The 25,976-nt window shown below is 64.7% G+C and carries 20 protein-coding genes and 1 tRNA gene; 12 read left to right on the forward strand and 9 right to left on the reverse strand.

Features of this window, described 5'->3' with window-relative positions:
• The first annotated feature begins 78 nt into the window (after nt 1-78).
• The 4 genes from acs (at nt 79) to JOD47_RS04090 (ending at nt 5,791) form a co-directional block, all read left to right on the forward strand.
• A complete protein-coding gene (gene acs / locus JOD47_RS04075; protein WP_204532170.1) occupies nt 79-2,061 on the forward strand; it encodes an acetate--CoA ligase in 1,983 nt (660 codons plus the stop codon).
• 166 nt (nt 2,062-2,227) lie between these two features.
• The gene (locus tag JOD47_RS04080; protein WP_307836192.1) at nt 2,228-3,526 is read left to right on the forward strand and encodes an MFS transporter; all 1,299 of its coding nucleotides are present in this window, start codon (nt 2,228-2,230) and stop codon (nt 3,524-3,526) included.
• 50 nt (nt 3,527-3,576) lie between these two features.
• Nucleotides 3,577-4,053 (forward strand): type II 3-dehydroquinate dehydratase, encoded by a 477-nt coding sequence (gene aroQ / locus JOD47_RS04085; RefSeq protein ID WP_204532172.1) that lies wholly within the window; start codon nt 3,577-3,579, stop codon nt 4,051-4,053.
• 4 nt (nt 4,054-4,057) lie between these two features.
• Entirely contained in the window at nt 4,058-5,791 is a 1,734-nt protein-coding gene (locus tag JOD47_RS04090) for an ABC transporter ATP-binding protein (protein ID WP_204532174.1), read from the forward strand.
• 107 nt (nt 5,792-5,898) lie between these two features.
• On the opposite strand, the gene JOD47_RS04095 is transcribed toward JOD47_RS04090, so the two are convergent.
• From JOD47_RS04095 to JOD47_RS04110, 4 genes are all read right to left on the reverse strand, one after another.
• Nucleotides 5,899-6,843 carry an ABC transporter permease gene (locus tag JOD47_RS04095; RefSeq protein ID WP_204532176.1) on the reverse strand — a complete coding sequence of 315 codons (945 nt, stop codon included), beginning with the start codon at nt 6,841-6,843 and terminating at the stop codon, nt 5,899-5,901.
• The gene (locus tag JOD47_RS04100; protein ID WP_204532178.1) at nt 6,840-7,844 is read right to left on the reverse strand and encodes an ABC transporter permease; all 1,005 of its coding nucleotides are present in this window, start codon (nt 7,842-7,844) and stop codon (nt 6,840-6,842) included. The genes JOD47_RS04095 and JOD47_RS04100 overlap by 4 nt, the downstream gene beginning before the upstream one ends.
• An 85-nt stretch (nt 7,845-7,929) precedes the next feature.
• The gene (locus tag JOD47_RS04105) at nt 7,930-9,624 is read right to left on the reverse strand and encodes an ABC transporter substrate-binding protein (protein WP_204532179.1); all 1,695 of its coding nucleotides are present in this window, start codon (nt 9,622-9,624) and stop codon (nt 7,930-7,932) included.
• Nucleotides 9,625-9,786: 162 nt separating this feature from the next.
• A complete protein-coding gene (locus JOD47_RS04110; protein WP_204532182.1) occupies nt 9,787-10,971 on the reverse strand; it encodes a MarP family serine protease in 1,185 nt (394 codons plus the stop codon).
• A gap of 207 nt (nt 10,972-11,178) precedes the next feature.
• On the opposite strand from JOD47_RS04110, the gene JOD47_RS04115 reads away from it, so the two are divergent.
• Nucleotides 11,179-11,856 carry a Crp/Fnr family transcriptional regulator gene (locus tag JOD47_RS04115; RefSeq protein ID WP_204532184.1) on the forward strand — a complete coding sequence of 226 codons (678 nt, stop codon included), beginning with the start codon at nt 11,179-11,181 and terminating at the stop codon, nt 11,854-11,856.
• Nucleotides 11,857-12,037: 181 nt separating this feature from the next.
• On the opposite strand, the gene JOD47_RS04120 is transcribed toward JOD47_RS04115, so the two are convergent.
• Genes JOD47_RS04120 through sp36 form a run of 3 tightly spaced genes read right to left on the reverse strand, consistent with a single transcriptional unit; the run spans nt 12,038 to nt 13,595 of the window.
• On the reverse strand, nt 12,038-12,949 hold the full coding sequence (locus JOD47_RS04120; protein ID WP_204532186.1) for an NUDIX hydrolase: 912 nt from the start codon (nt 12,947-12,949) through the stop codon (nt 12,038-12,040).
• 5 nt (nt 12,950-12,954) lie between these two features.
• The gene (locus JOD47_RS04125) at nt 12,955-13,437 is read right to left on the reverse strand and encodes a RidA family protein (RefSeq protein ID WP_204532188.1); all 483 of its coding nucleotides are present in this window, start codon (nt 13,435-13,437) and stop codon (nt 12,955-12,957) included.
• Nucleotides 13,434-13,595, reverse strand: coding sequence for a Sp36 family protein (gene sp36, locus JOD47_RS04130; protein WP_157358939.1), 162 nt, complete (start codon nt 13,593-13,595; stop codon nt 13,434-13,436). The genes JOD47_RS04125 and sp36 overlap by 4 nt, the downstream gene beginning before the upstream one ends.
• A gap of 37 nt (nt 13,596-13,632) precedes the next feature.
• On the opposite strand from sp36, the gene JOD47_RS04135 reads away from it, so the two are divergent.
• The 5 genes from JOD47_RS04135 to JOD47_RS04155 all read left to right on the forward strand — a co-directional run bounded on the left by JOD47_RS04135 (nt 13,633) and on the right by JOD47_RS04155 (nt 20,883).
• Entirely contained in the window at nt 13,633-15,969 is a 2,337-nt protein-coding gene (locus tag JOD47_RS04135) for a transglycosylase domain-containing protein (RefSeq protein WP_204532190.1), read from the forward strand.
• Nucleotides 15,970-16,022: 53 nt separating this feature from the next.
• Complete coding sequence (locus JOD47_RS04140) at nt 16,023-16,907, forward strand: metallophosphoesterase (protein ID WP_204536418.1); 885 nt, start codon at nt 16,023-16,025, stop codon at nt 16,905-16,907.
• A 118-nt stretch (nt 16,908-17,025) separates the two neighbouring features.
• On the forward strand, nt 17,026-18,846 hold the full coding sequence (locus JOD47_RS04145; RefSeq protein ID WP_204532192.1) for an ABC transporter ATP-binding protein: 1,821 nt from the start codon (nt 17,026-17,028) through the stop codon (nt 18,844-18,846).
• Nucleotides 18,847-18,947: 101 nt separating this feature from the next.
• Nucleotides 18,948-20,717 carry an ABC transporter ATP-binding protein gene (locus tag JOD47_RS04150; RefSeq protein ID WP_239548299.1) on the forward strand — a complete coding sequence of 590 codons (1,770 nt, stop codon included), beginning with the start codon at nt 18,948-18,950 and terminating at the stop codon, nt 20,715-20,717.
• An 89-nt stretch (nt 20,718-20,806) separates the two neighbouring features.
• Nucleotides 20,807-20,883: transfer RNA gene (locus JOD47_RS04155), tRNA-Pro, on the forward strand.
• A gap of 67 nt (nt 20,884-20,950) precedes the next feature.
• Here the strand turns inward: JOD47_RS04155 and JOD47_RS04160 are convergent.
• Both JOD47_RS04160 and purD read right to left on the reverse strand, forming a co-directional pair.
• Nucleotides 20,951-21,817 carry a phosphoribosylaminoimidazolesuccinocarboxamide synthase gene (locus tag JOD47_RS04160; protein ID WP_204532195.1) on the reverse strand — a complete coding sequence of 289 codons (867 nt, stop codon included), beginning with the start codon at nt 21,815-21,817 and terminating at the stop codon, nt 20,951-20,953.
• A gap of 2 nt (nt 21,818-21,819) precedes the next feature.
• Nucleotides 21,820-23,157 (reverse strand): phosphoribosylamine--glycine ligase, encoded by a 1,338-nt coding sequence (gene purD, locus JOD47_RS04165; RefSeq protein WP_204532197.1) that lies wholly within the window; start codon nt 23,155-23,157, stop codon nt 21,820-21,822.
• Nucleotides 23,158-23,272: 115 nt separating this feature from the next.
• On the opposite strand from purD, the gene JOD47_RS04170 reads away from it, so the two are divergent.
• Complete coding sequence (locus JOD47_RS04170) at nt 23,273-24,883, forward strand: molybdopterin-dependent oxidoreductase (protein ID WP_204532199.1); 1,611 nt, start codon at nt 23,273-23,275, stop codon at nt 24,881-24,883.
• Nucleotides 24,884-24,969: 86 nt separating this feature from the next.
• Entirely contained in the window at nt 24,970-25,974 is a 1,005-nt protein-coding gene (locus tag JOD47_RS04175) for an asparaginase (protein WP_204532201.1), read from the forward strand.
• The last annotated feature ends 2 nt before the right edge of the window (nt 25,975-25,976 follow it).

Consider the following 25,976-nt stretch of genomic DNA (forward strand, 5'->3'; position numbering starts at 1 on the left):
TGTGGAACACAGCACATTCGCGGGCTGACTGAGTCTGTTCAAGCCCGTCTCCGTACTGATTGGCCGAAGGGGTTCACAATGTCTGAAGACACCCAGATTTCCACTGGTGACGCGTTCGAAAATTTGCTCCACGAGGAACGGCGCTTCCCGCCGAGCGAAGATTTCGTTGCCAATGCCATTGCCACGGCCGACCTGTATGAGCAGGGTAAGGAGGGGCCGGAATTCTGGGCTCGCCAGGCTAGGGAACTGCTGACCTGGCATGAGGATTTCTCGCAGGCTCTGGACTGGTCCGAGGCTCCCTTCGCCAAGTGGTTTGTCGGTGGGAAGGTCAACGCCGCGTACAACGCGCTTGACCGCCACGTTGAGCAGGGCCGCGGGGACCGCGTCGCCATCCATTTCGAAGGCGAGCCGGGCGACACCCGCACGTACACGTATGCCGAGCTCACCACAGCGGTGAAGAAGGCCGCCAATGCCTTCGAATCCCTCGGTGTCGCCAAGGGTGACCGCGTGGCGGTCTACCTGCCCATGATCCCCGAGGCAGTCATCACCATGCTTGCCTGCGCCCGCATCGGCGCCGTCCACTCAGTGGTCTTCGGCGGATTTTCGGCCGACGCCCTCCGCAGCCGGATCGACGACGCCGAAGCCAAACTGGTGGTCACCTCTGACGGAACCTACCGCCGCGGCAAACCCAGCGCCCTCAAGCCCGCCGTCGATGGCGCCCTGGAACGTCCCGGGCACACCGTGGAGAACGTTGTTGTGGTCAAGCGCAACGGGGAACCCGTGGAATGGACCGAGGGTCGGGACATCTGGTGGGACGACGTCGTCGGGCCGGCCTCCGGGGAGCACACCGCAGAGGGCCACGATTCAGAGCATCCGCTCTTCATCCTCTACACCTCCGGCACCACCGGAAAGCCGAAGGGCATCCTGCACACCACGGGCGGGTTCCTCACGCAGACCGCGTTCACCCAGAAGAACACTTTCGACCTGCACCCTGAAACCGATGTCTTCTGGTGCACCGCGGACATCGGCTGGGTCACCGGCCACAGCTACGTCGCGTATTCACCGCTGGTGAACGGCGCTACCCAGCTGATGTATGAGGGCACACCCGATACCCCTCACCAGGGCCGCTGGTGGGAGCTGATCGAGAAGTACAAGGTCTCCATCCTCTACACCGCGCCCACAGCCATACGCACCTTCATGAAGTGGGGACGGGACATCCCAGCCAAGTTTGATCTTTCCTCCATCCGGGTCCTTGGCTCGGTCGGTGAACCCATCAACCCCGAAGCGTGGATGTGGTACCGGGAGATCATCGGTGGCAACGGCGGACGCTCGGAAACCCGCGCTCCGATCGTGGACACGTGGTGGCAGACCGAGACCGGCGCACACATGGTGTCCCCGCTGCCCGGCGTCACGGCGTGCAAGCCCGGGTCTGCTCAGGTGGCAATGCCCGGAATCGCCGTCGATGTGGTGGATGAGATGGGCAAGTCGGTGCCCAACGGATCCGGTGGTTACCTCGTGATCCGCGAACCGTGGCCGGCGATGCTGCGTGGAATCTGGGGAGACCCGGAACGGTTCAAGGAAACCTACTGGTCCCGCTTCGACAACATGTACTTCGCCGGCGACGGCGCCAAACGCGACGAGGACGGCGACATCTGGCTGCTCGGCCGGGTGGATGACGTCATGAACGTCTCCGGACACCGGCTGTCGACAACAGAGATTGAGTCCGCTCTGGTGAGCCATCCGTCGGTGGCGGAGGCCGCCGTCGTCGGTGCCTCGGATGAGACCACCGGTGAGGCGGTGGTGGCCTTCGTGATTCTGCGCGGCTCAGCGGTTCACGACGACGACGTCGTCACCACTCTGCGCAATCACGTCGCCAAGGAGATCGGGCCGATTGCCAAACCCCGCAATATCCTCGTGGTGCCGGAGCTGCCCAAGACCCGCTCGGGCAAAATCATGCGCCGCCTGCTCAAGGACGTTGCGGAAGGCCGCGAGGTGGGCGATGCCACGACGCTGTCGGATCCAACGATCATGCAGCAGATCGCCGCGTCGTTGCGGAAGTAGCGCTTCCGACCCAGGTTGACGAGCGCCAGAGCTTGACCAACGCCAGACCGCCGCCTTACCCGGGGCGGCGGTCCGGCGCCCGCAATGTGAGGTGCGTCAACCGGCACTGTGACCTTGCCCGGGAAAGCTGGCCTCCTCCGGGTCGCAGCGAGGACAATTCTGAAGCGTGTCCACCTCTACCGCACCCCGCCCGACGCCGGTCACCCGCCCCGGAATGGCCCGGAAGACCGCCGCTGCATCCTTCGTTGGAACCGCCCTTGAGTCCTACGACTTCTACGTGTTCGGCACTGCCGCCGCACTCGTGTTCAATGAGGTCTTCTTCGCCGCCCAGGATCCCCTCGCGGGCACGCTGTCGGCATTCCTGATCTTCGCGATGGGCTTCGTCGCCCGCCCGCTGGGCGCCATCCTCTTCGGTCACCTTGGTGACCGGATCGGCCGTAAGAAGACCCTCATCTGGACCATCCTGCTGATGGGGCTCGCTACGGGGTCCGTGGGGCTCCTCCCTGACTACAGCGTCATCGGCGTGTGGGCCCCCATCATCCTCACCGTGCTGCGCCTGCTCCAGGGGTTGTCGCTGGGCGGCGAGTGGGGCGGATCCATCCTGATCGCCACTGAGCATGCCAGCCCGCGGAAGCGCGCCCTGTACGCGGCCATCCCCCAACTCGGCTCGCCCGTGGGCACCATGCTGATCTCGCTGATCTTCCTCGTCCTCGCAGTGACCGTGCCGGACGTCATGACCACATGGGGCTGGCGCATCCCGTTCCTGCTTGCGTTCCCGTTCCTCGCCGTCGCGCTCTACCTGCGCCTGGCAATCGACGAGACACCGGTCTTCCAGACCACCAAAAAGGTGCGCGTACCACTGGTGAGCGTGCTGCGCACACAGCCGGTCGCCGTCGTCGTCGCCACGGCGTCCGCCGTCCTCGGGATCGGCTCCTACTTCCTCATGGTGTCCTACACCCAGGCCTACGGAACCGAGCGGCTGGGCCTGGCGCAGGAAACAGTCCTGAACGCGGCGCTCATCGGCTCACTGCTGCAGCTCGCAACCATCCCGGCATTCGGCTGGCTGGCCATGAAAGTCGGCTCAGCGAAAGTCGTGGCCGGCGGTGCGATCGGCACCGCACTGATCGCCTTCCCGCTGTACTGGGTCATCAGCATCGCGGACGCGCCGCTCTACATAGCCGCCATCCTGCTCGGCGGGATCCTGCCCACTGCGAGCTGGGCAGCGCTCGGCGGCCTGATGGCGGACCTCTTCGAACCGAGCACCAGCTTCACGGCACTGTCCTTCTCCTACAGCATCGCCGCGATCGTGGCCGGTTTCGCGCCGTCGATCACGCAGGCCTTCGGCACGGCGACGGACGGTGCATGGTGGCATCCCGGCGTCGTACTGGCTCTCATGAGCCTTGTGACTGTCGCCGGCGCGACGGCAGCAGCACGCATGCGCCGGCCAGTTCCCACCCTCGACTGACGCCTGTGAGCCGGCGGGTCCGCCCCTGACAGATCAGGCATAGTTAAGCCATGGCGACCACTACCCTGCTGATCCTCAACGGCCCGAACCTGAACCTGCTCGGTACCCGTGAGCCGGAGGTCTACGGCTCACACACGCTCGACGACGTTGAGAACCTCTGTGCCTCGGCTGCCGGTGCCCACGGTTGGGCTGTCAACTGCAGGCAGTCGAACCATGAGGGCGATCTGGTCGACGCTGTCCAGGGCGCTGCCGGAACGGCCGACGGAATCGTTGTCAATGCCGGTGCCTACACCCACACCTCGGTTGCCCTGAGGGATGCAGTCAGCGCCGTTGGCCTGCCGACCGTCGAGGTGCACATCAGCAACGTGCACCGGCGTGACGAATTCCGACACCACTCATACCTCTCTCCCGTGGTGGATGCGGTGATCGTCGGGGCCGGCGTGGACGGCTATCGGCTGGCCATCGACCACCTTGTGCACAAACTGACGCGCCATGACCTGATGCAGGGCGGTTATGAGGGACGATAGAGCTATGACGGAAATCACCTCTATCGACAACGGTGTCGATGACGCCGAGAACGCCCCCATGCTTCAGGTGAAGAACCTGGCAGTCAGCTTCAGCACCACGTACGGCGAGGTACACGCCGTCGAAGACGCCAGCTTCACCCTGCACCGTGGAAAGACCCTGGCCATCGTGGGTGAGTCGGGTTCGGGTAAATCGACGACGGCGATGGCCTGCATCGGCCTGCTGCCCGGTAACGGGCGGGTTACCCGTGGCAGCATCCTGTTCGAGGGCAGGGACCTGGTTCCCCTCCCGGAGTCAGCCATGCGCACCATCCGCGGCCGGGCAATCGGCCTGGTGCCCCAGGACCCCATGTCCAACCTCAACCCGGTTGCGAAAATCGGCACCCAGGTGGCGGAAACCCTCCTGGTGCACGGGCTCGCGGACAAGAAGAACGTGAAGGAACGCGTCGTCGAGGTGCTGTCGGCTGCCGGCCTGCCGGACGCCGCGGACCGCGCCAAGCAGTACCCGCATGAGTTTTCCGGCGGCATGCGCCAGCGCGCGCTGATCGCCATCGGGCTTGCGTGCCGTCCGCGGCTGCTGATCGCCGATGAGCCCACCAGCGCGCTTGACGTCACCGTGCAGCGCACCATCCTCGACCAGATCGACACCATGACCGAGCAGCTCGGCACCTCGGTGCTGCTCATCACGCATGACCTGGGCCTGGCAGCGGAACGTGCCTCGGAACTGGTGGTGATGCACCGCGGCCGTGTGGTTGAAACCGGTCCGGCTGCCCAGCTCCTCAACGACCCCAAACACCCCTACACGCAGTCACTGGTCCGGGCCGCGCCGAGCGTAGCGGCGGTCCGCCTGCGTCCTGGCGCGTACCACGAGGATGCCGCGAAGCGCGCAGCAGTAGCGGCGGCAGCTTTTGAGGAGCACCAGGCAGACGCCGACTCCGTTGACGAGGCCGCTCCGACCAACAACATCGTCGAGATACGCGACCTGACGAAGATCTACAAGCGCCGCGGCAGCTCCGAGGACTTCTACGCCGCGAAAAACGTCACGCTGGACATCCCACGGGGCCAGACCGTCGCCATCGTGGGCGAATCAGGCTCGGGCAAGACGACGACGGCGCGCATGCTCCTGAAGCTCATCGAACCGACCTCGGGCACCATGAAGTTCGACGGCATGGACGTGGCGACCCTGGATAAGGCGCAGCTCGCCGATTTCCGGCAGCGTGTGCAGCCCGTGTTCCAGGACCCCTACTCATCGCTCAACCCGATGTTCACCATCGAGCGCATCGTCGAGGAACCCCTCAATGCCTACAAGCGCGGCTCGAAGAAGGAGCGCGCTGCCCGGGTACGCGAACTCATGGACCAGGTGTCCCTGCCGCACAACGCGCTGCGCCGCTATCCTTCGGAGCTCTCCGGCGGGCAGCGGCAGCGCGTCGCCATCGCCCGCGCCCTGGCGTTGAAGCCCGAACTGATCGTCTGCGACGAGCCCGTCTCTGCCCTCGATGTCCTGGTGCAGGCACAGATCCTCAAGCTCCTGGGCGACCTCCAGTCCGAGCTGGGCCTGAGCTACCTGTTCATCTCCCATGACCTCGCTGTGGTCCGGCTTATCTCCGACTACGTCTGCGTCATGAAGGACGGCGAACTGGTTGAGGCGGCGAGCTCCGAGGAAGTCTTCCAGAACCCGCGCCACCCGTACACCCGGAAGCTTCTGGCTTCCATCCCGGGTAACGAACTCAACATCGCCTGACCCCTCCGCCAAGCCCCCCTCTGTGGGAACTATGTACGACGACGGCCGGTCACCTTCGCTTCGAAAGGTGACCGGCCGTCGTCGTACTGTTCTTTTCCCTGGAAGATCTACTTCTGGCGGGTCTTCGGGTCCAGCGCCTCGCGCAGGGATTCGCCCAGCAGGGTGAATCCGAGCGCGGTGATGGCGATACACGCGCCGGGCAGGAACGCCAGGTACGGGTCCGAGGCGAGCTCCCGCTGAGCGTAGGTCAGCATGCGTCCCCACTCGGCCGTCTGCGGAACCCCGCCGCCGAGCCCCAGGAAGGACAGGGCAGCGGCGTCGATCACTGCTGTCGCGAGGGACAGCGTCGCCTGCACGATCACCGGCCCGACACTGTTGGGCAGCAGATGGCTCATGGTGATCGTGCGCTTGCTGAGGCCGAGCGTCTGCGCAGCGAGAATGTAGTCCGATCCACGCTGCGACAGCATGGAGGAACGCAGCAGGCGCGCGAAGATCGGGAGCTGCGAGGCGCCGATTGCGATCATCACCGCGTAGGGCCCCTGTCCCAGGATGGCCGCGATACTGACGGCGAGGAGCAGGTTCGGGACGGACAGCAGGATGTCCACGAAGCGCATGATGACACTGTCCACCCAGCCGCCCAGGCCGCCGGCAAGCAGCCCGAGCAGCATTCCGCCGGCCAGGCCGATCGCTGTCGAGATGACACCGATCAGCAGCGACGCCTGCGCACCCCAGATCAGTTTGCTGAGCACATCACCGCCGAAGCGGTCGAGGCCCAGCGGGTATTCTGCGAGCTCGCCCGGTCCGGGGATGTTGGTCGGGGTGATTTCCGTGCGTCCGGGCAGCGCTTCCCCGCCGTAGGGCGCAAGGATCGGCGCCAACGCGGCAACCAGGAGGAACAGCCCGATGATGACCGCCCCGGCGATGGCCTGCGGGTTCCGGCGCAGACGGCGGAACGCGTCCTTCCAGAGGCCGGTGCCGCCACCCTCAGCGAGGCTTGGGTCGGTGGTCGGAGAAGTTGGCCCGCCGGCGGCGGGAGGCAAGACAGTGCTCATTGCACACGCACCCTTGGATCGATGACGGAGTACGAGACGTCAACCAGGAGATTGATCAGCGCGTATAGGATCGCAATGAAGATAACGAAGCCCTGCAGCACCGGGTAGTCCAGTTCGAAGATGGCGTCGCGAAGGAAACTGCCGATGCCGTTGAAGGCAAAGACCGTCTCCGTAAGGACCGCGCCCGAGATGAGCAGGCCGGTCTGCAGGCCGATGGTCGTCACCACGGGAAGCATCGCGTTGCGAAGGATGAACCGGCTCCGGATCGTCTTCTCCATGAGTCCCTTGGCGCGGGCCGTCCGTACGTAGTCGGCGTTCTGCACTTCCAGCACCGAAGCGCGCGTGATGCGCACAATAATGGCCAGCGGGATGGTTCCCAGTGCCAGTCCTGGAAGGATCAGGTGCTGGAAGGCGTCCCACGCGGCGTCGTACTCGCCTGTCAGGAGTCCGTCCAGCACATAAAAATCAGTGACATGCGTAGCGTTGATTCGCGGATTCTGGCGGCCGTCCGGCGGCAGGATAGGCCACTGGATGGCAAACAGGTACTTGAAGATGAAGGCCAGGAAGAACACCGGAATGGTGATCCCGATCAGGCTGAGGACCACTGAACCGTGGTCCAGCACCTTGCCGTAATGGCGCGCGGCCATATAGCCCAGCGGGATACCGACACCGATCGCGAAGATCAGCGCTACCACGCTCAGTTCGATCGTGGCCGGGAAGCGTGTTGCAAACTCTTCGAGTACGGGACGGCCAGTGATGATCGAGGTACCGAAATCGCCCTGCAGCAGCTTGCCCATGTAGGTGAAGTACTGAAGGAGGATCGGTTCGTCGAAACCGTACAGCTCGTTGACGCGGGCTACCGCTTCCGGGGTTGCCCGCTCGCCCAGCAGGGCTGTTGCAGGCCCGCCCGGCAGGCCCCGAACCCAGAGAAAAAGCAGGACCGAAAGTCCAAACAGGGTAGGAACGAGCAGGGCGAGGCGTTTACCAATGACGCGAAGCACGATGTCCTTTCAACAGTGTGGCATCGAGTGGACGAGAGCAAACAAAAGCGGAGGGACCAATGTTTCGGTCCCTCCGCCAGAGTTTTTACTCGTTCAGTTCGATCATGCTGAATACTTCGTCATTCACGGGGCTCGCCGGGTAGGAATCCACCCGCGGAGCGAAGGCCAGCGACGGCGCGGGATGCGCCAGCGGGATCGCCGGGTTGAACTGGGCGATCTGCTCGTTGATCTCCTCGTAGGTGGTGGTCTGCTCTTCGCGGTCTGTCATGCCGCGAGCCTCGCTGAGTGCCTCGAACAGTTCCGGGTTGTCGAAGCCGAACTCCGGCTTCTCCTGGCCGAAGAAGACGCCGATGAAGTTGTCGGTGTCGTTGTAGTCGCCGGTCCAGCCGAGGAGGTGGATGCCGTGGTTCTCGGTGCCCTGAATGCGGTCGAGGTAGTCAGGCGTCCAGACGTCGGGCGCCGGGGTAACGGTGATGCCGACCTCGCTCAGCTGGTCACTGAGGTTCGTGAACACCTGCTCCGGGGTAGGCATGTACGGGCGGGAGACGTCCGTCGGGTAGTTGAACTGGACCTCGAAGCCGTCCGGGTAGCCGGCCTCGGCCAGCAGTTCCATCGCGCGCTCCGGATCGTATTCGTACGTGGTGACGTCCTCGTTGTAGCCGTCGACGACATCGGGAATGAACTGCGTGGCCAGCTGGGTTCCCTCAGGCAGCGTCTGGTCGATCAGCGCCTGCTTGTCGATGGCGTGGTGGATGGCCTCGCGGACCAGCGGATCGCTCAGCTCTTCGACGGTGTGGTTGATGCCGAGGTAGAGGATGGTGAACGGATCGCGCGGAACGATCATGAACCCTTCCTCCTCAAGAAGCGGAATGTCAGCCGGGGACACGAGGTCGAAGCCGTCGACGGTCCCCGCCTGCAGCGCCTGCGTGCGCGCCTGCGGGTCATCGATGATCCGGAAGATGACCGTCTGGACGTCGCCCTGCTCGCCCCAGTACTCCTCGTACGCGGAGACGGTGAGGTCTGCGCCGACGTTCCAGGAATCGAACTTGAACGGTCCGGTTCCTACCGGGTTGCCTTCCGCGTATTCGCTCAGCTGGGGAGCTTCGGAGGAGCCTCCGATGTCATCAGCGTTGAACTCCTGCAGCGCGGTGGGGCTCTGCATGGCGAATGCAGGCAGCGACAGCGCGGGGATGAATCCGGCGAACGGCTTGGCAAGCGTGACGGTGGCCTCAAGGTCGCCGTTCACTTCGCAGGACTCATAGACTGCGGCGTCCGGAGAATCCGCGAAGCCGCGGAACAGGTTGTTGTAGTAGTAGGACACCGACGGCGCCTGGGCCAGCCCGGTGAAGTTGTACCAGCGGTCGAAGTTGAAGCAAACGGCCTCGGCGTTGAACTCGGTGCCGTCGTGGAAGGTCACGCCTTCCTTCAGCGCGAACGTGGTGGACAGTCCGTCCTCGGATGTTTCCCAGGACTCGGCCAGCAACGGCGCCGGGTCTGCTGTGCCTGGCTCCACGCCGACAAGTCCCTCGAAAATCTGCCGGCTGACACGGAAGGACTCGCCGTCGCTCGCGAATGCCGGGTCAAGCGATGCAGGGTCGGACGAGGCTGCGAACACGAAGGTCGAATCGACCTCGCCCTCCGCAGCTGCGCCGCCGTCTTCTTCCCGCTGGCTCTGGACGCAGCCGCTGAGCAGCAACGCGCTGATTGCGGCGCCGGCAGTGATGGCGGCAGCGCGCTTCTTTGTGGGATGCGTCCCCCGCGCCGATGTGCTTGTGAACATTAAGGGCTCCTGATGATCTGTTACCTGGCGGACACGTCACTGTGTCCGAGCGGCGCACGGGCAGGCCGTGTTGCCTAATGTGACGAGCCTAACTCCCAGCGCGGGCGTGTGCAGTATTTCCCGCCAGCAAGCGATCACGATTTGATTAAGCGCTTACTCTTGCTAGCGTTCCGTGCACTGTCCGGCGGACACTGTTTCGCTCAGCGTTGCTGCCTGTTCGACGACGGGGCGAAGCTCGTTCAGCGTCAGTGCGTAGCCCACCGGCACGTCAGCGGTGGACTTCGCGAAGATCACGCCGGCAACCCGGCCCTCCATGTCCAGGAGCGGCCCGCCCGAGTTCCCCTGCTGCACATTTGCGGCCAGTGTGTAGACGTCGATTGCCGTCGGGTCAGCTCCGTAGATGTTCTCGACGAGTACGTCGGACCGGTTCTGGATGCTTGCCGGCTGGATCTGGAACGGCCCGCCCGCAGGGTATCCAGCGAAGGCCGCGGTGTCTCCCGTCTCCTGGTCCTCCCCGAGCGCAAGCGGCGCCCGGTCCAGGCCGTCCACGGCGATTACCGCGATGTCCCGCACCGGATCGAAATAGACGACGCTTCCCGGCACTGCACCTGCACCGGGAACCTCGACGACCGGCTGGTTCACCCCTGCCACCACGTGGGCGTTGGTGACCACCCGGCCCGGCGCGACGATGAATCCCGACCCGGTCTGGTTCTGGCCACACTGATAGGCGGTGCCTGCGATGCGCAGGACGGACTGTGAGGCGGCCGCGAGCGCCGGTGTGTCCACTGATGCATCCGGCACGGGAGCCGGGCTGGCCGGCGCCACTCCCTCAAGGAGTGTGGGAATACCATCAGCGACGGCGATGGAACGGATCTGCGCCATCCAGGCACGAACGGGCGACGGCGTCAGGGTGTCGATGCTGCCCAGCACCTTCGATGAGGCGATCGACTGGGAGAGGAAAGGCACGCCCATGGTGCTGATACTGAATGCCAGCATGGCGAGCACCAGCGCCGCTACGACGACGTTGGTCGCCCCTCCCAGAAGGCGGTCGATGACGCGCACCGGAGCTGATCCGGCCCTGTTGCTGAGCGCGCGGCCCAGCCCCGCGCCGAGCGCCTGCCCGATAATGACCAGGAGCAGGGCAGTTGCGATCACCGCTGCGAGCCGCCAGGCGTCGTCGGATACCCACGCACTGACCAGCGGGATGGCGAAGAACGCGGCCACTGCGCCGGCCGCGAACCCGATGATGCCGCCGAGGGTGACCAGGAAGCCGTTTTTCAGCCCGGCAATGAGGTAGCCGATCAGCACCAGGACCAGAATGATGTCCAGGAGTGTAAAACCGAACACGCCACTCCCCTTCCAGGAAGCGCCGCACTTCCCCTGCTGAGCTTTGATTCTACGGTCTCGGGCTGACAGTCAGCCGGGAACGCGAGGAGTGTTTTCCCCTATCCCGTGGGCGAACACGCGTGTAGCAGGTGTCACAACGTCCCTGCGTACGGCAAGATGGGAAAAGACGGGAAACTGGCTGGTTTTGCATCATACGGAGGAGATTTCATGGATATCGAGGTATTGCGCAGGGCGCCCCTGTTCGCTTCACTGAGCGATGAGGTGTTTGCGGCACTCACTGACGAGCTGACTGAAGTGGACCTGTCGCGCGGCGCGTCGGTCTTCCGGGAGGGCGATCAGGGCGACCAGCTCTACTTCATCGTCTCCGGCAAGATCAAGCTTGGCCGCACTGCCCAGGACGGCCGCGAGAACCTGCTGGCAATCCTCGGCCCTGGTGAACTCTTCGGCGAAATGGCCCTGTTCGATCCCAGCCCCCGCACCGCCACGGCAACAGCTGTGTCCGAGACCCGCCTCGCCGGCCTCAAGAACGAAAACCTTCGTGCCCTGCTGGAGACCCGCCCCGAGGTGTCCGCCCAGCTGCTGCAGGCCCTGGCCCGCCGGTTGCGCCGCACCAACGAATCCCTCGCGGATTTGGTCTTCTCCGACGTGCCGGGCCGTGTGGCCAAGGCCTTGCTGGACCTCGCGGACCGCTTCGGCCGCCCCGCGACCGACGGCATCCTGGTGGCCCACGAACTGACGCAGGAAGAGCTTGCGCAGCTTGTCGGCGCTTCCCGTGAAACCGTGAACAAGGCGCTCGCCGAGTTCGTCCAGCGCGGCTGGCTGCGCCTGGAGGCGCGCGCCGTCGTCATCCTGGATATTCAGCGGCTGCGTCAGCGGAGCCGCTGAGCCGCCACCAACGCAACTAGCGCAACTAGCGCAACTAACGCGTGGCCGGATAGCATTCCGGCCACGCGTTAGCGGTTAAGCCTCGCGTTAGCGCCCAATCGGTATCTTGAGGCGCAAGTGCTATCCCGAAGGAGCCGAACGCTGTCGAAGTGCGGCGACTGAAGGACGACGACGACGACGGCTACCGGCCGCGCTGCTCGGAGCCTTCCGTGGCGGTTGAGCATTCGACTTCGATCTTCGTCTCACCCTCGGACTCAATGAGCCGGGGCGAGAAGACCTTCATCGGCCGCTTGTGCGACAGGTACGCGATGCAGCCGCGCGAGGAGCCGATCTTCTCGAGGATGAGCTCAACGGCGGGAACCGTGAGCTCACCCAGTGTCCGGCCGGTAGTGTTCGGCTGATTGACTTCATCGCCGAGGGAGGTGGCATTCCGGTGCATGATTTCCTCGGCAGACCACCGCCACTGTCCCCACACGCCCTTGCTCGCGAGCAGGGTGGGTTCCTGGTTGACCGGCTGGGCTGCCGCAAAATACCGCGTATCGAAACGGCGGTGGGCAAAATCCGGGCTGAGCCAGGCGGACAACGGCTTGATGAGGTCGGTGCGCAGACCGAGCCCTCGCTTGGCGAGGATCTCCGCAAAGGTCCTGTCACCGGCGGCCATCGCTTTACGGGCTTCCATCCACTGCGGGTGGCGGGTCCCTTCGACAAGGCTCGACGCATCCGGCCCTGCCAGCAGCACGCCTGTCTCCTCGAAGAGCTCGCGGATCGCGGCGATCACAAACCGCCGCGCGACATGGTGGTCGTCGGCGGCAAGGGCTGCGGACCATTGGGCAGGCGACGGACCAAACCAGGTGACGGGATCGTCGTCGTTCTCCTCCACGCTGCCGCCGGGGAAGGCCACCACGCCAAGCGGTGACTCCCCGCGCCGGTACGAGAGGTAGACCTCGGTACCGGCCGGAGCGTCACGGATCAGCACGACCGACGACGCCGGACGCGGCTTCATGGGGGTGCGCTCGCCGTGATCAATCCAACTGCGGGCGGCACCCTGCTGCTCTTCCGGGACTGGGAAGAGCCTGGTACTTGAACGATTCACGGTGACTAGATGAACTCCGCGATAATCTCGACTTCTACTGACGCATCCAATGGTAGTACTGCAACCCCGACGGCGGAACGCGCGTGGGCGCCCGCCTCACCGAAGACCTGCCCGAGCAGCTCGGACGCCCCGTTGATCACTCCCGGCTGGCCCGTGAACGTGGGATCCGATGCAACGAATCCCACCACCTTCACGATCCGGCTGATGCGGTCGAGGTCGCCGATCTGCGACTTCACAGCTGCGAGTGCGTTCACGGCGCAGATGGCCGCAAACTCCTTGGCCTGGTCCACGTCTATATCACTCCCGACCTTGCCTTTAGCTGGGAGTTCACCATTAATAAACGGAAGCTGTCCTGACGTGTAGACATAGTTGCCGGAGACCACTGCGGGGATGTACGCGGCCACCGGTGCCGCTACCTCGGGAAGGGTGATCCCAAGGTCCTTCAGCCTGCTCTCCACCGCGGACACTGCTTCATTGGCGCTGGTCACGACGCGTTTTTCTCCCGCTTGAGGTATGCAACGAGACCGTTGCCGTCCGGCCCCGGAACCACCTGCACGAGCTCCCAGCCGTCCTCACCCCACTGGTCGAGAATCTGCTTGGTTGCGTGGATGATGAGCGGAATTGTGGAGTACTCCCATTTGGTCATGACTCACAGGTTAGCGCGTGCTAGTAAACTGGAGTACATGGCTGCTCGTAAATCTCCTTTCTTTGACACGGCAACCACCCTGGGGAAGATCATTGCATTTCTTGGAATCAGTGGCTTGAGCGGGGTGCTTGCCGCTGGCCTTCTGGTGCCAGTGGCTGCTGCCGCCGGTACCGGCGCCTCCGCGTCCATCCAGTTCTTCGAGAACCTCCCGGCTGAGCTCGAGCGCGGCGCGCTCGCCCAGCCGTCCAAGATTGTTGCCTCCGACGACTCGCTGATCGCCACCCTGTATGAGGAGAACCGCCAGCCTGTCACGCTGGATCAGGTCTCCGAGAACATGACGGATGCGCTGATCGCGATCGAAGATGATCAGTTTTACGACCACGGCGGCGTTGACCTCCAGGGCATCATCAGCGCGGCCATCAGCAATATCAGCAGCGACACCACCCGCGGCGCCTCCACCATCACGCAGCAGTACGTCAACAACGTACTCATCGACGCCAGCATGCAGAGCGGCGGCGACATCACCTTCAGCGGTCAGAAGACCCTGGGCGACAAACTTCGCGAAGCAAAGCTGGCTATCGCAGTGGAGAAGGAGCTGAGCAAGGAGGAGATCCTCGCCGGCTATCTGAACATCGTGCCGTTCACCGGCAACACCTACGGCGTCCAGGCCGCCTCCAAATATTTCTTCAACGTTGAGGCGAAAGACCTGAACATCCAGCAGGCCGCGTTGCTTGCCGGAGTGGTCAATGGGCCCACCTTCTACAGCCCCGAGCTCTACCCGGAGCGGTCGCTGGAGCGCCGCAACCTGGTGATCGGCCGAATGCTGGAGACCGGCAAGATCACGCAGGAAGAGTATGACGCCGCGGTTGCCTCCGACCTGGGGCTGACCATTACGCCGGTCCTTAACGGCTGCGTCGGTGCCGAACAGGCACCCTACTTCTGCGACTACGTGACACACCTGGTCCTCAACGATCCTGCCTACGGCGAAACCCGCGAGGACCGGGAGAATCTGCTGTACCGCGGTGGTTTGACCATCAAGACCACTCTTGATCCGCGCGCACAGGCAGCTGCCCAGACCGCAGTCAACGAGACAGCGAACCGCGAGACCACTGACCCAGCAGTGGGTCACTCGATGGTGAGCCTCGAGCCCGGCACCGGAGACATCCTGGTCATGGCGCAGAACACCCGGTTCATGCCCGGTGAAACTCCGGGCGACTCGGTGCAGAACTTCAACGTCGATGCGTATTACATGGGAGATCCCAACAAGCCGGTCGGCGGGCTCGGCGGTTTCCAGCCGGGCTCGACGTTCAAGCCGTTCGTCGTGGCGGCGTGGCTGGAGGACGGCCGGGCGCTCAACACTGTGGTGGACGGCAGCAAGAAGGCCTATCCTGCAGGCGACCGCTGGGAGGCCAGCTGCCTGCCGCGGGGCTTCTACGAGATCCTCAGCGACGACCCGGATTACGAGTACGAGCCCCAGAACTACGGCGACATCAACTACGGCGACTACACCGTCCTCGAAGGTCTCGCGCAGTCCTACAACACCGTGACCTTCGAAACCGCCGAGCAGCTCGACCTGTGCAAGATCCGCGACATGGCCTTCGAGATGGGCGTCCATAACGGCAAGAGCTCGGAAGGTGAGCCGCTTCCGGTCGATGTGAATGTGCCGATGCTCATCGGTGGTTCGAGCGACGTCGCCCCGATGTCGATGGCAACGGCGTATGCCACCCTCGCAGCTGAAGGCCTGCAGTGTGATCCGCGCGCTCTGGTCGAGGTAACTGCGGTCAACGGCGATACGTACCCCGTCCCAGCACCCGCATGTGAGCAGGTGATCTCCAAGGAAATAGCCCGCGGGGTGAACTACGCCACGCAGGAAGTGATGGAGCGTGGGTCGGGTCAGCTGCTTGAGTTTGGCGACATCCCCATGGCCGGCAAGACCGGCACCAATGACGCCCGCTCGCAGACCTGGTTCATGGGTTACAACTCCGCCATGGCAACTGCCTCCTGGATCGGTAACTGGAAGGAAGGCAATACGGGTCTCAGCGGAATGCAGATCGGTGGACGGACTTACCCCGAAATTGACGGTTCACTGATCGCCGCACCGTCTTGGGCCCGCTACATGCAGCAAATCCAGGGTGCCTACCAGCCCGAGCCGTTCGCTGACCCGCCGTCGAACATGATCAATTCGAGGCGCCCCACCGAGCCGGACAGGTCACCGGATACAAACGCCGATGATGAGCCGGCCACCAACACCGGTCAGCTGATTCTTCCGCCGGCGCCAGGCGGCAACACCCTGCCTGTTACGCCCCCGGACAATTCAGGCAACAATGGGAACGGTAATGGCAATGGGAACGGCAACGGCGGAGGTAACGGCTGATCGTGGGGACAACCACAGAGGGTTCGCATAACGGCGTTGCGATTGCGCTGGGCATGACGGCAGCAGCCGGCGTCGCCACCCTGGGGTACGCAGCGTTCGTCGAGCGGAACCTTTTCGGCCTTCGCAAGGAGAACCTTGCAATCCTTCCCCCCGGCAGCAGGCCACTGCAGGTCCTGCACCTCTCGGATATCCACATGGTTCCCCGTCAGGCCGCCAAGACCAAGTGGCTGCAGGGCCTGGCCGAGCTGAAACCGGACCTCGTGGTCAACACCGGCGACAACCTCAGCCACCCCAAGGCGCTTGCGCCCCTCTTGGACGCGCTGGAACCCCTCCTGGAGTTTCCCGGCGTCTTCGTGCCCGGTTCCAACGATTACTACGCGCCGCGCCTGCAGAATCCGTTCAAGTACTTCAGCGGGCCCTCCTCGAGTAAGGGAGACAAGCCGCTGAAGGAACTTCCCTGGCAGCAGATGTTCGCCCGGTTCGGATCCGCGGGGTGGGTCGATCTCACCAACCGGTCGCAGTCCATGGGAGTGAGGGGTGTCCGTCTCGACTTCAGCGGCGTCGACGATCCTCATCTCAAGAGGGACAAGTTCGTTGGCTTCCCGTCGGGGAGTAGCACGGCTCATGAAGCCCCTTACCTCCGAGTCGGCGTAGCGCACGCCCCCTACCAGCGTGTCCTCGACACCTTCACCGACGGCGGAGCGAACCTCATCCTCGCTGGTCACACCCACGGCGGCCAGGTCTGCATTCCCGGTTACGGCGCCCTCGTCAGCAATTGCGATCTGCCCACGTGGCGCGCCCGCGGCCTCACCCAGTGGGAGCACAACGGCCGGACTGTTCCACTGAATGTTTCCGCAGGCATCGGAACCTCGCGGTTTGCCCCAGTCCGTTTCGCTTGCCGCCCCGAAGCAGTATTGCTGACGCTCACCCCACGCTGAGTAGTGGGTCCGGTACCTGTTCCGTGACGAGCGCGGCGCGCACGGTCTGACATAGGATTGTTGCTGGGGGACACGAAAATTTCGGCTCCCTCGTATCTTCAACATTCGAGAGAAGTACATGCCGACGCAAACAACGCTGTGGGAGTCTCTCAGGCGCCTGTACCCGCATCTGAAGCCGATCATTCCACGGCTGGTTCTCGGGCTTTTCGCCGCGCTCGGTGCGAGCGTCATGGTGCTGGCCATCCCGCAGGTATTCCGGGTCCTCGTCAACGATGCCCTGGCGGAAGGCCAGGCCACGTCCACCGTCTGGATAGCGTCCGGGATCGTCCTGGTGCTGGGAGTGCTCGAAGCTGTCTTCGTTGCCCTGCGGCGGTTCTTCGTCATCAATCCAGCAACCACCGTCGAGACCAACCTGCGCACGTCGTTCTACCGCCATCTGCAGAACCTCGCGGTGGCCTTCCATGACCGGTGGGGCAGCGGCCAGCTGCTGTCGCGTGCAATGACGGACCTCAATCTCATGCGGCGCTGGATGGCATTCGGCGCCATCATGCTCGTAGTGGACGCGATCACGCTGACCGCGGGTGTGGCCATCATGTTCTTCATGAGCTGGCCCCTGGCCCTAATCTTCCTCACAGCGGCGGTCCCTGTGATGATCTACGGGTTCCGCTTCCGGACGTCCTACAGCAGGGTTTCGCGCAAGAGCCAGGACCAAGCCGGTGATCTCGCCACCACTGTGGAGGAATCCGTCCACGGCATCCGCGTCCTGAAGGCCTTCGGGCGGAGCCGGGAAGCTCTCGACGCCTTCAGCGACCAGGCCGAGGAACTGCGCGAAACGGAGATTCATAAGGCCAAGAGCCTGGCCACGTTCTCACTGATCGTGACGCTGCTCCCCGAACTCGCCCTCGGCGCGTCGCTGGTCACCGGCATCCTCCTCGCTGTCAACGGCGACGTCACCATCGGCGGCCTGGTCGCGTTCTTCGCAACGGCCGGCGTCGTGGCGGGACGCGTCGAGTTCATCGGCCCGCTGCTCGCCATGACGTTCACCGCAAAAACCGCGATTGACCGCCACTACGAGGTCATGGAGTCCGAGAACACCATCACCGGACCACCGAATCCCAGCACGCTCACCGACCCGCACGGCGAAGTAACGTTCGACGACGTCTCCTTCCGCTATCCCGATGCGAAGGACACGTCCATCTCCGTGATAGACGGAGCCAATCTCACGCTCAGGGCCGGCGAGACCATGGCGCTGGTGGGAGTGACAGGCTGTGGCAAGAGCACCCTGCTCCAGCTGGTCCCCCGCCTCTACGATGTCACCGGCGGAGCCATCCGCATCGACGGGATCGATCTCCGCGAGTTCTCGTTGGAGGAGCTGCGCCGGCATGTCGCCGTTGCCTTCGAAGACACCACCCTGTTTTCCAACTCGGTCCGCGAGAACGTCCTGATGGGTGTTGATGCCCACGACGACGACGACGCCATCCTCACCGAGGCGCTGGACGTTGCGCAGGCGCACTTCGTGTACTCGCTTCCCGAGGGCGTGGACACGCTCATCGGTGAAGAGGGGCTGAGCCTCTCCGGCGGGCAGCGCCAGCGGCTGGCGCTTGCCCGGGCCATCGCGGCCAAGCCAAGAGTCCTGGTTCTCGATGACCCGCTGTCCGCACTCGATGTGCGCACGGAGGAGCTTGTGGAGGAGCGGCTGCGCCAGGTCCTCGCGGATACCACCACGCTGATCGTGGCCCACCGCCCGTCCACCGTGGCGTTGGCTGACCGCGTCGCGCTCATGGAGGACGGGCGCATTTCCGATGTCGGAACCCACACCGAGCTGCTTGCCCGCAGCGACCACTACCGCTACGTCATTGCGAGCCTGACCGAGGAACCCGTGGACCTCGACAGCGAGCTGGAAGAGCTGGACCACAACGGCCAGGAGGCCCGCGCATGAGCACCTCAGCGAAGCAGGAGAAGCGGAACAGGCGCGCGCAGGCGAGCCAGCCGTCGTCGTCGTCGGTCATTTCCTCCGGAGTCTCCAACGAGGACGATGTGATGCTGGACCGGGCACAGAACAAGTCGGTGCGCACACGGTCCTTCAAACTGCTCGGCTCCCTGATCCGACCCAACCGCCGGCAGTTCATCTGGACCGCGTTCCTCGTGGTCTTCTCCCAAATCGCACGGGTGGCCGGGCCGGCGATCATCGCTTTCGGTATCGACCACGCGCTCCCCTCGCTGCTGCAGGGCGACTCCGCACTGCTCTGGGGTGCAGGCATCACCTACCTCATCGCAGCCGTACTCGCAGCGACCCTTACAGCCGGTTACGTCCTCGCTGCGGCGAGGCTGAGCCAGGAAATGTTGCTGGACCTCCGCCTGCGCGTCTTCCGGCACACGCAGCGGCTCAGCCTCGAATTCCATGAGAAGTACACCTCGGGGCGCATCATCTCGCGCCAGACATCGGACCTGGAGGCTCTGCGCGAGCTGCTTGACTCCGGCGTGAGCTCCCTGGCATCCGGTCTGATGTACATGATCTTCACCGCCGTCACCATCCTTGTCCTGGACTGGCCCACCGGGCTGCTGATTCTCGTCGCTGCCATCCCGATGACGTTCCTGGCGCGCTGGTACCAGAAGCACTCGCAAATCGCGTACCGGTCATCGCGGGTGGTTTCGGCGAAGCTGATCGTGCACTTCATCGAGACCATGACCGGCATCCGCGCCGTCAAGGCCTTCCGCCGCGAGAAAGTCAACGCCGACCGCTACGACGAACTCGCCGAGGACTACCGCAAGGTGACGGTGCGCTCGATCAACCTCAACGGCGTCTTTCAGCCCGGCCTGGTGCTGATCGGCAACGTGACCGTGGCCGCTGTCCTGCTGTTCGGTGGTTTCCGGGTGCTTGGCGGATCGCTGGAGGTCGGTGCGCTGCTGGCGCTGCTGCTGTACAGCAAGCGGTTCTTCCAGCCCGTGGACCAGATGGCCATGTTCTACAACTCGTTCCAGTCAGCGGCCGCTGCCCTCGAGAAGGTATCCGGGCTCCTGCAGGAAGTACCGACGGTGCGCCCGCCGAAGAACCCGGTGCCGTTGAAGGACGCGCAGGGCCGGATAGAGTTCGACGGCGTCGAGTTCCGTTACGGGGACGGGCCCGTCATCCTTCCACGCATGGACCTCACCATTCCCGCGGGGCAGACGATCGCCCTTGTCGGCCAGACCGGCGCCGGCAAGTCCACTCTCGCCAAGGTCATCGCCCGGTTCTACGACGTCTCCGAAGGCAGCATCACCCTCGACGGGGTGGACCTGCGCCAATTGTCGCCGCGCGACCTGCGCCGCGCCGTCGTCATGGTGACGCAGGAGGCGTTCCTGTTCAGCGGGAGCGTGGCTGACAACATCGCCCTGGGCAAGCCGGAGGCAAGCCCGGAGGAGATCGAGCAGGCCGCCAGGGCTGTCGGAGCACATGAGTTCATCACGTCCCTGCCCGAGGGCTACGACACCGATGTCAATAAACGCGGTGGCCGGGTCTCCTCGGGGCAACGGCAACTCATCAGCTTTGCCCGGGCGTTCCTTGCGGACCCGGCGGTCCTGATCCTGGACGAGGCCACGTCATCGCTGGACATCCCGAGCGAGCGGCTGGTGCAGCAGGGCCTGCAGAAGCTGCTCGGCAACCGGACCGCGCTGATCATCGCGCACCGGCTCTCCACGGTCGAGATTGCGGACCGTGTGCTGGTGGTGCACGACGGCGCGATCGTTGAGGACGGCACGCCGGCTGACCTGATCAGCGGAAACGGCCGGTTCGCCACGCTGCACGCAGCCTGGCAGGACTCGCTCGTCTAGTTCCGCTCCGACACAAGCTAGTTCGTCAGGGACGCCGTTGTCCGTTATCCTTGAGAGGTTGCTTTCGGGGCTCCTCGGAACAGCTCAATCGGGGTGTGGCGCAGCTTGGTAGCGCGCGTCGTTCGGGACGACGAGGTCGCAGGTTCAAATCCTGTCACCCCGACCACACAGAAGGTGCCCGCAGTTCAGACTGCGGGCACCTTTTCGTTTGTGCATATAGGCGAAGCGTGCTGTCAGGCGAACGTCCGGCCCGTCAGCCGCTCGTAGGCTTCGATGTACCGGGCGCGCGTCTTCTCGATGACCTCGGCCGGGAGCGCGGGCGGCTCAGACACTCGGTCCCAGCCGGCGTCGTCGGACGTGAGCCAGTCGCGCACAAACTGCTTGTCGAAGGAGGGCTGAGCCTTCCCCGGCGCATACAGCTCCGCGTCCCAGAACCGTGACGAATCCGGTGTCAGCACCTCGTCGCCGAGGGTCACCTCACCGAAGCGCGACATGCCGAATTCAACCTTGGTATCGGCGAGGATGATCCCGCGATCCAGTGCAATCGACTCCGCCCGGGAGTAGATGTCGAGCGTCAGGGAGCGCAGCTTCGCGGCGAGATCATCCCCCACCATCATGACGACGGCGTCATAGGTGATGTTCTCGTCGTGCTCGCCCACCTCAGCCTTGGCCGACGGCGTGAACAGCGGCTCCTGCAAACGGGAGCCGTCCACCAGACCCTCCGGAAGCGGCAGCTCACACACCGTCCGCGACTCGTTGTATTCCAGCAGCCCGGAACCGGTCAGGTATCCACGGGCGATGCACTCGACACCGAACATGTCCAGCCGTTGACAGATCATCGCCCGGCCTTCCACTTCGGCGGGAACGTCGGTGGACAGGACGTGGTTCGGGATGCCGGACAGCTGCTCGAACCACCACAGGCTCAGCTGGGTCAGCACGCGCCCCTTGTCCGGGATCTCGGAGGACAGCACAAAATCGTAGGCGCTGATCCGGTTACTGGCGACCACCAGCACGCGATCATCCTCTCCCGTCACGGGTTCATACAGGTCCCGGACCTTCCCGGAGTAGATGTGCCGCCAACCCGCAAGTTCCTGTGCCATGCCTATGCCCCGCCCGTCGCTGAACCCGCCGCTGAACCCGCCGCTGAACCGAGCTGCGAAGCCGGCTGTGAAACCACAACTTCTCCGCGCGCGGCCTTCGCGGCAATATCAGTGCGGTACTGGCCGCCTTCGAGTTCAAGGCGGCTCACGCCGTCGTACGCTTTGTTGCGCGCTTCTGCGAGGTCCTTGCCCAGCCCGACGACGGCAAGCACCCGCCCGCCGGCTGACACCACCCTGCCGTCCCCGTCCAGCGCAGTCCCGGCGTGCAGCACTGACACGCCGTCCAGGACAGCCGCGTCCTCCAGACCACGGATTTCATCGCCGGTGCGCGGTGAGTCGGGATAGTTCGCCGAAGCGAGAACGACGGCGACCGCGGCCTCCGATGACCAGTTCAGGTTGTCGACGGTCGCCAGTTCCCCCTTAGCGGCAGCGAGCAGGACGCCGCCCAGCGGAGTCTTGAGCCGGGCCAGCACGGCCTGCGTCTCCGGGTCCCCGAAGCGCGCGTTGAACTCGATCACGCGCAGCCCGCGCGAGGTCAGCGCGAGACCGCAATAAAGGACCCCGGTGAACGGGGTGCCGCGGCGTGCCATCTCCTCGATGGTCGGCAGCGCAACGCGCTCGATCACCTCGTCCACGAGGCCGGGTGGCACCCATTCCAGCGGTGAGTAGGCACCCATCCCGCCGGTGTTCGGCCCTTCGTCATGGTCGAAGATGCGCTTGAAATCCTGCGCCGGCGCCAACGGCACCACGCTGATGCCGTCCGAGAGGACAAAGAGGGAGACCTCGGGCCCGTCAAGGTATTCCTCGATGACCACGGAGCCGTCTACGTCGAAGCACGCCTGGGCATGCTCAAGGGCGGCCGCGCGGTCCGAGGTGACCACCACTCCCTTGCCCGCAGCCAGGCCGTCATCCTTGACGACGTACGGTGCGCCGAACGAGTCCAGCGCCGCTTCGGCTTCGGCGGCGGTGGACGCGACCTTCGCCATTGCCGTCGGAACACCGGCGGCGGCCATGACCTGCTTGGCAAACGCTTTCGACGCCTCAAGCTGCGCCGCAGCCTTGGTGGGTCCGAAAACCGGGATGCCTGCTTCGATCAGCGCGTCGGCAACACCGGCAGCAAGCGGCGCTTCCGGCCCCACCACCACCAGGTCAGAGCCCAACCGCGCGGCCAGCTCCGTCACGGCGGCGGGGTTGTTGGCCTCGATCCTGTGGACGGGGACATCCTGCGCCATTCCGGCGTTCCCGGGAGCGGCATGCACCTCGCTCACGAAGGGATCGGACAGGAGCGCTCGGACAATGGCGTGTTCGCGGCCTCCAGGGCCAATCACAAGAACCTTCACAGTAGTTCAGGGTACTGGCTCGTTCCTATGCCCAACTACTGCGCGGGGCTAGTGTGAAGTCCCACAGCACCCGCTGATTACCAATACACACCGTCCGTCTCTCCGAACACTCAGTATGAAAGCCGTTCGCAAGTTCAGTCGTAACGCCTCATCCCTAGCTGCCCTCCCGGCGCTTGCCGGCATTCTCGCAGCGGGTCTGGTCCTTGGCGTTGCCGAACTGGTCGGTGCGTTCTTCTCCACCCGATCGGCACCGCTGATTGCACTCGGCTCCACGTTTATCGACTTCACGCCGGCCTGGCTGAAGGACTTCGCGATCGACACCTTCGGCACCAACGACAAGCTCGCGCTCTTTGTCGGCATGGCCGTCACCATCATCATCCTCGCCGCGATCCTCGGCTACCTGGCCTGGCGGCGCTGGGTGTTCGGTGTGGCCGGTGTGCTTTTCATGGGCGCCGTCATGGTTGCCGCCGTCGTCTCCCGTGCCGGCGCATCCCTTGTTGACGCCGTCCCCTCAGTGATCGGCACGCTGGCCGGCCTCGCCGCGCTCCGCTGGATGATCCGGAAGCTGCATGCGGCGCAACCGCAGACCGAGCCTCAAACCAACGACGACGACGGCGCGTTCAGCGCCGGCGGTTCCCACCGCGCGCGGTCCGGAACTTCCGTCAGCAGGCGCGGGTTCTTCGCTGCGGCGGGGGTGACCGCCGTCGTCGCGGCGGCTACTGCAGCGGGAGGCGCCGTCGTCAGTGGAATCCGCAACACCGTCAATGTGGCCCGTGAGCGCCTGAGCTTCCCGGCACCCGCCAGCCCTGCGATGCCGGTCCCTGCCGGTGTTGATGTGGACGTCGACGGGGTTGAGCCGTGGCTGACGCCCAATCCGGACTTCTACCGGATCGACACGGCCCTGCAGGTTCCCACCATCGATGTGGATACCTGGGAGCTGCGCATCCACGGCATGGTGGAGGAAGAGATCCGCATCAACTTCCAGGACCTACTGGATTCGGAGCTGATCGAACGGCACATCACGCTGACCTGTGTCTCCAACCCGGTGGGCGGAGATCTGATCGGCAACGCCAAGTGGCTGGGCTACCCGATCCGCGAACTCCTTGCACGGGCCCGTCCCACCGAGGGCGCCGACATGGTCCTGTCCACCAGCACCGACGGTTTCAGCGCCTCCACTCCCCTGCCCATCCTGCAGGACGAGCGGGACGCCATTCTCGCCGTCGCCATGAATGACGAGCCGCTGCCCCTCGAACACGGTTACCCGGTGCGCATGGTGGTCCCGGGGCTGTACGGGTATGTTTCGGCCACCAAGTGGGTGGTTGACCTTGAGGTGACCCGATTCGCGGACGCCACCGCCTACTGGACCGACCGCGGCTGGGATGAAAAGGGCCCCATCAAGACGCAGTCGCGGGTCGAGGTGCCGAGGCCCTTCGGCAACGTCGCAGCCGGCGCGTTCAGGGTGGGCGGCACCGCCTGGGCGCAGTACCGCGGCATCGACAGGGTGGAAGTCCAGGTGGACGACGGCCCCTGGGAGGAAGCGACCCTCGCCGCCGAATACACCGTGGACACGTGGCGGCAGTGGACCCACGAGGTACAGCTCGAGGCCGGATCCCATCGGATCCGCTCACGGGCCTACGATCCCGACGGCGTCCAGACCGAAGAGCGCGCCGACACCGTTCCGGACGGCGCATCGGGCTGGCACACCGTCCAGTTCTCAGCGGAGTAGTTCCGCCCCTACTTGTGCCCATCGGATGACCCGTTCCCTCCGGTGGGCACAAGCTACATCCCCCGGCGATGCGCAATACTTGAACAATGCCCTCCACTTTTTCATCCTCCAGCGCCGTTGACCTCGCGGTCCTGGAGCGCAACGGCTTCATCGAGTCCCGTCACGTCGGCTCCGCCGTGGTCCTCGCAGCGGACGGCTCCACCGTCACGGAACTGGGCGACGTCAACGCGCCGATCTTTCCCCGCTCCACCCTGAAGCCGTTCCAGGCGCTGGCTGCCATGCAGGCCGGTGTTCCGTTGCGGGGGGCCCAGGTGGCCCTCGCTGCGGCCAGTCATATCGGTAGTTTCGAGCACATGGACGTGGCGAGGTCCATGCTGAGCGCCGCGGGCGTCACCGAGGAAGACCTGCAGTGTCCGGCGGACTGGCCGCAGGACGAGGAAGCCCGGAACTCGCTTATCCGCAGCGACAAGGGCCGCCAGCGGGTAGCGTTCAACTGCTCCGGCAAGCACGCCGCCTTCCTGTGGGCGTGCACGGAAAACTCGTGGGACCACAAGACCTACCTCGACCGGGGCCACCCGCTGCAGCAGCGCATCGCGGCCATCATCGAGGAATACACCGAGGAAAAGGTGGAGCACTGGGCAGTGGACGGCTGCGGCGCTCCGCTGGGCGCCGTCTCACTCACCGGGCTCGCGCGGGGAATCGGCAAGATCGCCAAAGCTCCCGGTGACAAGAACGCCGACGCCCGCGCAGCCACCATTGCAACGGCCATGCTCGACTACCCGTGGGCAGTCCACGGCCACGGCCGCGAGAACTCGGTGGTGATGGAAGACCTCGGAATTCTGGCCAAGAACGGGGCTGAGGGCGTCCTCGTCATGGCGACGCCCACCGGCGTTTCGATGGCCCTCAAGATCCTGGACGGCAACATCCGCGCCACCACCCTGGTGGGGCTCACCCTCCTTGCCGCCTCAGGCGCCCTCGACGCGGAGGCCGTAGCGCCGGTGCTGGAGAAGGTCGTGCAGCCCGTGCTGGGCGGCGGCGAGCCCGTCGGCCAACTGCGCCTCGCCGCTCCCGTCATGGCCCTGCTGGACTGACC

This window comes from Arthrobacter tumbae, from assembly GCF_016907495.1.
GTDB classification, from domain to species: Bacteria; Actinomycetota; Actinomycetes; order Actinomycetales; family Micrococcaceae; genus Arthrobacter_D; species Arthrobacter_D tumbae.